The sequence below is a fragment of the Pseudomonas sp. genome, assembly GCF_041601375.1.
GTDB lineage: Bacteria > Pseudomonadota > Gammaproteobacteria > Pseudomonadales > Pseudomonadaceae > Aquipseudomonas.
The window spans coordinates 1-8,918 of sequence record NZ_JBFIIG010000175.1; the positions used below are offsets into that span (position 1 = coordinate 1).

An 8,918-nucleotide genomic window follows, 5' to 3' on the forward strand; every position below is an offset into this window, starting at 1 on the left:
ACTTCACCCCGTCCGTGCGCACCGACTACACCTGGATCAAGGACGAGGGCTACACCGAGAAAGGCTCAAGCGCCAACCTCAAGGTGGACTCGCGCAGCACCGACGAACTGATCCTCGGCCTGGATGGCAAGCTCAGCCACGAGTTCATGCCGGGCACCAGAGTCAGCGCCAACCTGGGCGTGGGTTACGACGCGCTGAACAGCCAGGTCAGCATCACCTCCAGCTTTGCCGGCGCACCTGGTGCCAGCTTCACCACCCGCGGACTGGAGCCCAGCCCATGGCTGCAACGTGCGGGCCTGGGACTGACCACCAACACCGATAACGGTGTGGAAATCTCGCTGCGTTATGACGCCGAGCACCGCGAGAGTTTCCTGAACCAGACCGCTTCGGTGAAGCTGCGCTGGGATATCTAAGCCCCTCTCGGCAGCACCAAAAATCCCCGTACCGTCGTGCCTGTACGGGGATTTCTGCTTACGCCGGCAAGGAAAAGCTGCACTTGCCCGAGCAGTGCGACTTGTTCAAGCCACAAGTGGGCTACCCCATTCCCGGTAGTCCGGGTAGGGGGTCTATGCACGCCCAGCTTCGGCGTACGGCATTCCGCCAGAAACCGCCAAGCGCTGGATTCTCAGGATGTGAAAATATCGAGCTTTTCCTGCATTCGCGTAACGCAACGCCAGCCGCAGGCACTTTGCCCATACCCGCTCTCAAAGCCCCGCTTCGCCAAGCAGATCCGGCCACCGCTCGACCCAGCAGCAATGATGATCGAATGTCGGCAGGACTCTGACGGTCGGCGCCGGGCCGGTGGCAAAGCGCGCCCGGTAGGACTCAACCACCGACTCGCCCATCACCCCGTCCTGACCGCCGACAAAGTGTATCTGCGGCACGGACTGCAATCGTTGCCAGGCGTCGGCTGGGTTGAGAGAACCGTCAAGCGCTGACAGCTGCAGATCGGCAGTCCAGGTACGGTGATCGAGGTTACCCGCGACCGTGACCAGGCGCATGACGTCCCGCCTTTGCGCGGCGATCAGGGCCGCCACCGCGCCGCCTCCGGAATAGCCCACCAGCACCAGTCGCTCGGCAGCGAAACGCTGCTTGAGTTGCTCGATGGCGCTGGAGCTGGCCTCAATCACCTCAGGGGCGAAACGGTGGCTGGTCCAGTACTTGCGCTGGCAACCGCGACGCTGCGCGCCGGTGACGAACTGGCAGGGCCTGGCCAGGTAGACTGCAGCGCCGCTGGGGTCACGCAACGCCAGGCGCAAGGCCAGGGGATTGAGCGGCGTGGGATCGAGGGATGGGGTTGAGCCGTTGATCCATGCCAGACCATCGCCTTCGATGTATACGGTGAGCACAGCGGTGCGCTGCAAACCCTGCGGGGCAAAAGACACCAGCTCGAACGGCCCTGCATCGAGATTACTGCGCTGCCACCCTGCCTTACTGGCGACATGCGCGGCGGCCTCGCGCTGCGCTTGCAGCCGCCCGCCGATACATCCGCTCAATAACAGGCCTATAGCCAACAGCGCGGTGCCTTGAAGCCATGCCCCGGGGTTGCTGAGCCGCCACATCAGTCGAGTTCGACGGCCTTGATGCCGCCTGCCAGGCCCTGCGGCGATCCCTCCATCCGCCTGCGGATCTGCAACCCGTACTGACCGAACAGTCACTGGTGAAAACACGCAGGGACAGTTGCATGGCCCGGTGGCCATCGACAATCGACGATCGCTGGGAAGGTAAGCCCGCATAAGCGTGAAGCAAGCAGGTGATTCAGCATTCCAGGCGCACCTTCATCTGCAACAGGTCCAGGCTGCGAATGCCTTTACTACCGGCGCATTCGAGCGCTGTGCTATCCGCCGCTCAGCTCAGCCGCGTAGTCGACTTGCGCACGATCTTGATCGAGTGCTTGAGCGTCGGCTTGCGCGTCACGCTGATCGCCTTGCGGGTCACGGTATCGATGGTGATATTCCAGAAGCCGCTGCTGGGTACGGTGATTTTCGCCGGGAAGGTATCGAATGCGCCGCCGTGGTAGGTGTGCCGGCCGCCATTCTTGAAGCTGCGGAAATTCGCGTCGCTCATCAGGCGGATATTGCAGGTTTGCGAGCACTCGATCACGACGACGTCGTCTTCATTGAGGTGTTCGCGCTGGTGTATGTATTTCATCTACCGCTCCGCACAGCTGGGTCAGGCCAATCAAGGCGCTAGTATGAGTGGGCGGGCGGGCTTGAGCAAAGCACTCGTCACGCCGCCAGGCAATAAACCTCACCAGGCCACGGATACCGCCGCCGCCTGCGCGGTGATAGCATGCGCGCCCCATGCACATCGAAGATTTCCACCAGCGCCTCGCCGACCTCGGCGCCAAGCCCATGCATATCGGGCGGATCAGCCGTGCCTGGCTGCAAGGCAAACCGCTCGATAGCGGCACACGCAACCAGAAGACCGAGAATTTCCTGCCACTTGCGGTGCGCAATGCACTGCCGCAGCTCACGGCGGAACTCAACGCCCTCGCCCGCCTCAGCTCCGAGCACCCGGCGGCGGACGGCTCGGCGCGTTTGCTGGTGGAGCTGGCCGACAAGCAGATGGTGGAAAGCGTGCTGCTGCCGCGCGACGGCCTGTGCGTGTCGAGCCAGGTCGGCTGCGCGGTAGGCTGCGTGTTCTGCATGACCGGCAAGAGCGGCCTGCTGCGCCAGCTGAGCACGGCCGAGATCCTCGCCCAGGTGGCGCTGGCCCGACGCTTTCGCCCGGTGAAGAAGGTGGTGTTCATGGGCATGGGCGAGCCGGCGCACAACCTCGACAACGTACTGGAAGCCATCGACCTGCTCGGCACCGATGGCGGCATTGGCCAGCGCAACCTGGTGTTCTCCACCGTAGGCGATCCGCGGGTGTTCGAGCGTCTGCCGCAACAGCGCATCAAGCCGGCGCTGGCCCTGTCGCTGCACTCCACCGACGGCGAACTGCGCCAGCAACTGTTGCCGCGCGCGCCGCGTATCGATCCCAAGGAGTTGGTCGAGCTAGGCGAAACCTACGCCCGGCAGATCGATTATCCGATCCAGTACCAGTGGACGCTGCTCAAGGGCATCAACGACAGCCAGGCCGAAATGGACGGCATCCTGCGTCTGCTCAAGGGCAAGTACGCAATCATGAACCTGATCCCCTATAACAGCCTGCAAGACGATGAGTTCCAGCGCCCGGACGGCGAGCGCATCGTGCAGATCGTGCGCTACCTGCACAGCCGCGGCGTGCTGACCAAGGTACGCAACTCCGCTGGCCAGGATATCGACGGCGGCTGCGGACAACTTCGCGCCCGGGCGGTCAAGGTACTCGACCGCCGTCGTCTGGGTGAGCGCACAGCTGGCGTGTAAGACCGAGGCACGCGGCGAGCCGCTGCCGACATGGCGGTGTCCAACGACATGTTTCGACCTCTGCCCGCGGGTTAAGATGCACACCATCTCCGGCGCTGAGCATCCTGCATGCCGGGTTAACAGGTCCACAGCGAACCCCGCATGATCGAGCGTCAACGCCTACGCCACATCCTCACTCTCGGCCTACCGATTATCGGCGGCATGCTCAGCCAGAGCCTGCTCAACCTGGTGGATGCGGCCATGGTCGGCCACCTCGGCGAGAAGGCACTGGCCGGAGTAGGCATCGGCAGTTATGCCAACTTCATGGCCATCGCTCTGGTCATGGGCCTTGGTGCCGGCGTGCAGGCCCAGGTCGCGCGGCGTCGCGGCGCAGGACGCCTGGACGAACTGGCGGCGCCGCTGAATGTCGGCATGCTGATCGCGCTGTGCCTCGCCCTGCCGTTGACGGTGTTCTGCTGGCTGAATGCCCAGCCGATCATTGGCCTGCTGTCGGGCGACCCCGAGGTGCGGGCCATCGGTACCGCCTATTTCGAGTGGCGGGTGCTGGCTATCTTCGCCGTCGGCCTGAACTTCTCCTTCCGCGGCTACTGGAACGGCAGCCACCGCTCCGGCGTCTATATGCGCACCCTGGTGATCATGCACCTGGCCAATGTGCTGATCAGTTATTCGCTGATCCACGGCCTGTTCGGCTTACCGCGGATGGGCGCGCCCGGCTCCGGACTCGGCACCGCTCTGGCGCTGTACCTGGGCGCACTGATCTATGCCGGGCAGACCTGGCACAGCGCTCGCCGCCAGGGTTTTCTGACTCGACTTCCCAACGCCATTGACCTGCGCGGCATGCTGCGCCTGTCGCTGCCCAACTCGGCTCAGCAATTCTTCTTCGCCACTGGCATTACCACGCTGTTCTGGATCATCGGCCAGGTCGGCACCGCCGAGCTGGCGGTGGCCCACGTACTGATCAACCTGGCGCTGCTGCTGATCCTGCCGGCCATCGGCCTGGGCATGGCGGCCACCACCCTGGTCAGCCACAGCCTGGGCGAAAAGGACTTCGACGCCGCCCATCGCTGGGGCTGGGAGGTGGTCAAGGTCGCCGCAGTTGGCCTGATGCTGCTGGGCACACCCTTCTGGTTGTATCCGGAACTGATCTTGCGGCTGTTCGTCAGCGATCCGGCGTTGATCGAACTGGGCAGTTGGCCGTTGCGCCTGACCGGCATGGGCATGGTGCTGGATGCCACCGCCCTGGTGCTCACCCAGGCACTGCTAGGCGCCGGCGCCAGCCGCACGGTGATGCTGGTCAGCCTGAGCAACCAGTGGCTGTTCTTTCTACCATTGGCTTATCTGCTCGGCCCCATATTGGGCTATGGTTTGCTGGCCATCTGGAGCCTGCAGATTCTCCAGCGCGGCCTCGCCTCGGTGATCTTCGCCGTGATGTGGCAACGGCGAGGCTGGACCCAGATACAGCTGTGAGCAATCATCGCTGGATAATCGACAGGCCTGACAGAGCGCAATTCAGGGGGGCATATGAGCAAGCAGGACGATCCAGACGACAACGATAAGCCGCTGACTCTGTGGGAAATGCTGCAGAGCGTGCTGGCGGCGGCCATCGGCGTACAGAGCGGCAAGAAACGCAGCCGTGACTTCAGCCGGGGCAAACCCAGCCATTTCATCATCCTCGGGCTGCTGTTCACTCTGCTGTTCGTGCTGGTGATCTTCGCCGTAGTCAAACTGGTGCTGTATTTCGCAGGTGTTTGAACCGGCGCAACACGGCCTCGAACGGCTCATCGGCATAGCCGGGTTTGATAAACACCATGGGCCCGGGCACCTTGGCCGTGGCGCGCTCGATCGTACTGGCTGCAGATGCCAGGTCACTCGGCATCGAAAGACACTACAGAGAAACACAACCCACGCCTGACCAGATCACGACCTCCAAAAAGCGTGCGCAGCATAAGCGCCAGGCAGTGACGCTTGGCCGCCCCATCCGCAAACCCATAAAAAAGCCGACTGCAGCGCACCGCCGTCGGCTTTTCAAACTGCCTGGTTATTGCTGGCTTACCCAGAATACCGCTGTGCCTACAGCTAACAGAATCAGGGCGAAGATCGCCCTGGCGTCGACAACGCTGTCTCGGCTTTCGGGCTCGGTCTGTTCGGTATGGTCGGTCATGAGCTACCCTTTTATTGTGCTTATGAGTGGTTCGCTCATGCAGTTAAGCCTAGGTCGCGCTCTTGCTCAAGCTTTGAGCACTCATGAACAAACACCCTCCTACCCTGGTCGCCTGTAAACAGCCTAGGCTGCGACCAATTACCTCGAACAATCCGCGACCCGTAGGCTGCCACTCGCCGCAGGCAGTGCACCATGGGTTCGCCGTCGCGCTACAAAGCTGGCGGGTTGTCGCTGCGCTCCGAAGCCGCCCTACGCGCCAACCAATTACCTCAAGCAATCCGCGCCCCGTAGGCTGTCACTCGCCGCAGGCAGTGCACCATGGGTTCGCCGTCGCGCTACAAAGCTGGCGGGTTGTCGCTGCGCTCCGAAGCCGCCCTACGCGCCGACCAATTACCTCGGGCAATCCGCGCCCCGTAGGGTGCCACTCGCCGCAGGCAGTGCACCATGGGTTCACGGTGAAGTGGCTAATGATTCTGCAACACCCTGAAAGGCGGTACGCTGCTGCGCCCTGCCGCGAAGGCCTGGAGGCGGCCTCGCTACCGCGCTCGATATGTTCACAGCCTCCGAGGTTATGCTCTCGCCCATACTTAGTTCTCAAAGTTCTAACCATATACTTAAACTTCACTTTTGCGCATAACCCTGAGCTGGTATCTTCCCTCAGCTCCGTTAGGGGTGCGCGGCCGTGCGCGCAGAATTGCTGTAAGCAGCCTGAAAACAGGACCCTTCATGTACGTATATGACCAGTACGATCAACAAATCATCGAGGACCGCGTCCAGCAGTTCCGTGATCAGACCCGCCGTTACCTGGCTGGCGAGCTGAGTGGCGAAGAATTCCGCCCGCTGCGCCTGCAAAATGGCCTGTACATTCAGCGCTTCGCGCCCATGCTGCGAATTGCCGTGCCCTACGGCCTGCTGTCTTCCAAGCAGGTGCGCATGCTGGCCAAGATTGCGCGCGACTACGACAAGGGCTACGCCCACATCAGCACCCGGCAGAACGTTCAGTTCAACTGGCCTGACCTGGAAGACGTACCCGAGATCCTCGCCGAGCTGGCCACCGTGCAGATGCACGCCATCCAGACCAGCGGCAACTGCATCCGCAACACCACCACCGACCAGTTCGCCGGCGTGGCCAAGGACGAGATCGTCGATCCACGCCCCTGGTGCGAGATCATCCGCCAGTGGTCGACCTTCCACCCCGAGTTCACCCACCTGCCGCGCAAGTTCAAGATCGCCGTCAACGGCGCCGTCAGCGACCGTGCCGCCATCGAGGTGCACGACATCGGCCTGGAAGCGGTGCACAACGAAGCCGGCGAGCTGGGTTTCCGTGTCTCAGTCGGCGGCGGCCTGGGCCGTACCCCGGTGGTGGGCAGCTTCATCAATGAGTTCCTGCCCTGGCAGCACCTGATCAGCTACCTGGACGCCATCCTGCGTGTGTATAACCGCTATGGCCGTCGCGACAACAAGTACAAGGCGCGCATCAAGATCCTGGTCAAGGCACTGACCCCCGAGGTATTCGCCGAGCGCGTCAACGCCGAGTGGGCTCACCTGAAGGATGGCCCGACCACCCTGAGCGAAGACGAGGTGGCGCGCGTCGCTGCGCATTTCGTCGACCCGGCCTATCAGCCCCTGCACGACCAGGACACGCTCCTGGCGCAATTGGACGCCGAGCACCCGGGCTTCGCCCGCTGGCGTCAGCGCAACACCTTCGCCCACAAGCAACCCGGCTATGTCGCCGTCACCCTGTCGCTCAAGCCAACCGGCGTCGCGCCGGGGGATGTCACCGACAAGCAGCTCGACGCCATCGCCGAACTGGCCGATCGCTACAGCTTTGGCGAGGTGCGCAACAGCCATAACCAGAACATCATCCTCGCCGACGTCGAACAGAGCCAACTGTTCAGCTTCTGGGGCGAACTGCGCGAACAGGGCTTTGCCACCCCGAACGTCGGCCTGCTGACCGACATCATCTGCTGCCCGGGTGGCGACTTCTGCTCGCTGGCCAACGCCAAGTCGATCCCGGTAGCCGAAGCCATCCAGCGTCGCTTCGATGACCTGGATTACCTGTTCGACATCGGCGACATCGAGCTGAACATCTCCGGCTGCATGAATGCCTGCGGTCACCACCACGTCGGCCATATCGGCATCCTCGGCGTGGACAAGAAAGGCCAGGAGTTCTACCAGGTATCGATCGGCGGCAGCTCCGGCCGTGAGGCCAGCCTGGCGCAGATTCTCGGCCCATCCTTTGCCCAGGAAGACATGCCGGATGTGATCGACAAGCTGATCAAGGTCTATATCGAGCAACGCACCGATGAAGAAAGTTTCCTCGACACCTTCCGCCGTATCGGTGTCGCCCCGTTCAAGGAGCGCGTATATGCAGCGAATCATTAAGAATGGCCAGGTGGTCGACGAAACCTGGCATCTGCTGCCCAAGGACACGACCCTCGACAGCCTCAGCAACTGCGATGACCTGATAGTGCCCCTGGCCCTGTGGATCGAACATCCGCAAGCACTCAAGGCCCGCGACGGCGGCCTGGGCGTCTGGCTGGAGGCCGGCGAGGAGATCGAGGAAATCGCCGACCAGCTGGATAACTTCCAGGTGATCGCCCTCAACTTTCCTGCCTTCACCGACGGCCGCCACTGCTCCACCGCCTATTTGCTGCGCACTCGCTATGGCTACACAGGTGAAGTGCGCGCCATCGGCGACGTGCTGCGTGATCAGTTGTTCGCACTCAAACGCTGCGGTTTCGATGCCTTCGCCCTGCGCGAAGACAAGGACCCACAGGACGCACTGAAGGCCTTCGAGGAGTTCTCGGAGGTTTATCAGGCGTCCAGCGACCAGCCGCAACCGCTGTTTCGCCGCCGCGCCTGAGCGTTGTAATCGAGTAGGCGGCGGGGTGACTCCCGCCCCTGATGGGCACAAGTCGATCCCACTGCTGCGTCGCTAGCCGCCTGAGGTGTCAATCCCGAAGAGTCGGAACACCGTAGGGTGGGTTTAGCGGCGCCAAGCTTCGAACGAACAGCCACCTCGATCGTGGCGCGCCGCGTAGCCCACCAGGCGACATGCCGGGTTGCGCCGATGGTGGGTTACGGCGCAACGGATCTTGCGGGTTCATCGCTGTCGGCAACATGCACCTAACCCACCCTACAGGGGCGCGGTTCATGGGTAAGAACGCGGTTGACCGCCAGACCGATCAGGTTGCCCTTGCGCGCAACGCGCCATGCCTGACGCACCCAAGAAAAAACGCGGCCGAAGCCGCGTTGCGAGAGTGATTTGCTGCCGTAAAGATCAGGCCACTGCAGCCTGCTGCAAATCTCGCCCTAAGGGGCCTATCGCAGGGTAACCCGGCGCACGGGAGCACGTGCGCCGAGGAGCAACACTCGACTCAGAAAAAGCCCAGCGGGTTGATGTC

The 8,918-nt window shown here is 62.7% G+C and carries 8 protein-coding genes; 6 read left to right on the forward strand and 2 right to left on the reverse strand.

The features are described 5' to 3' along the window. The coding region (locus tag ABZE94_RS17855) for an autotransporter domain-containing protein (RefSeq protein ID WP_372877021.1) at positions 1 to 413 on the forward strand (413 nt) is incomplete at its 5' end. Positions 414 to 704: 291 nt separating this feature from the next. Here ABZE94_RS17855 and ABZE94_RS17860 read toward each other — a convergent pair. Then, positions 705 to 1,496, reverse strand: a complete 792-nt coding sequence (locus ABZE94_RS17860) for an alpha/beta fold hydrolase (RefSeq protein ID WP_372877023.1) — start codon at positions 1,494 to 1,496, stop codon at positions 705 to 707. Positions 1,497 to 1,848: 352 nt separating this feature from the next. Further along, the gene (locus tag ABZE94_RS17865; RefSeq protein WP_372877025.1) at positions 1,849 to 2,151 is read right to left on the reverse strand and encodes a DUF1883 domain-containing protein; all 303 of its coding nucleotides are present in this window, start codon (positions 2,149 to 2,151) and stop codon (positions 1,849 to 1,851) included. A 152-nt stretch (positions 2,152 to 2,303) separates the two neighbouring features. Here ABZE94_RS17865 and ABZE94_RS17870 point away from each other — a divergent pair, with 152 nt between their 5' ends. From ABZE94_RS17870 to ABZE94_RS17890, 5 genes are all read left to right on the forward strand, one after another. Continuing rightward, on the forward strand, positions 2,304 to 3,350 hold the full coding sequence (locus ABZE94_RS17870) for an RNA methyltransferase (protein WP_372877026.1): 1,047 nt from the start codon (positions 2,304 to 2,306) through the stop codon (positions 3,348 to 3,350). Positions 3,351 to 3,491: 141 nt separating this feature from the next. After that, positions 3,492 to 4,817 carry an MATE family efflux transporter gene (locus tag ABZE94_RS17875; protein WP_372877028.1) on the forward strand — a complete coding sequence of 442 codons (1,326 nt, stop codon included), beginning with the start codon at positions 3,492 to 3,494 and terminating at the stop codon, positions 4,815 to 4,817. Positions 4,818 to 4,871: 54 nt separating this feature from the next. Continuing rightward, complete coding sequence (locus ABZE94_RS17880) at positions 4,872 to 5,102, forward strand: DUF2970 domain-containing protein (protein WP_372877030.1); 231 nt, start codon at positions 4,872 to 4,874, stop codon at positions 5,100 to 5,102. Positions 5,103 to 6,237: 1,135 nt separating this feature from the next. Next, positions 6,238 to 7,896, forward strand: coding sequence for a nitrite/sulfite reductase (locus ABZE94_RS17885; RefSeq protein WP_372877031.1), 1,659 nt, complete (start codon positions 6,238 to 6,240; stop codon positions 7,894 to 7,896). After that, entirely contained in the window at positions 7,880 to 8,377 is a 498-nt protein-coding gene (locus ABZE94_RS17890; protein ID WP_372877033.1) for a DUF934 domain-containing protein, read from the forward strand. Before ABZE94_RS17885 ends, ABZE94_RS17890 begins: the two co-directional genes overlap by 17 nt. Positions 8,378 to 8,918: the final 541 nt, after the last annotated feature.

Excerpts from the sequence above, each read along its gene's own strand:
- ABZE94_RS17865 (WP_372877025.1), bottom strand. The coding sequence starts at position 2,151 with ATGAAATACATACACCAGCGCGAACACCTCAATGAAGACGACGTCGTC.
- ABZE94_RS17870 (WP_372877026.1), top strand. The coding sequence starts at position 2,304 with ATGCACATCGAAGATTTCCACCAGCGCCTCGCCGACCTCGGCGCCAAG.
- ABZE94_RS17875 (WP_372877028.1), top strand. The coding sequence starts at position 3,492 with ATGATCGAGCGTCAACGCCTACGCCACATCCTCACTCTCGGCCTACCG.
- ABZE94_RS17880 (WP_372877030.1), top strand. The coding sequence starts at position 4,872 with ATGAGCAAGCAGGACGATCCAGACGACAACGATAAGCCGCTGACTCTG.
- ABZE94_RS17885 (WP_372877031.1), top strand. The coding sequence starts at position 6,238 with ATGTACGTATATGACCAGTACGATCAACAAATCATCGAGGACCGCGTC.
- ABZE94_RS17890 (WP_372877033.1), top strand. The coding sequence starts at position 7,880 with ATGCAGCGAATCATTAAGAATGGCCAGGTGGTCGACGAAACCTGGCAT.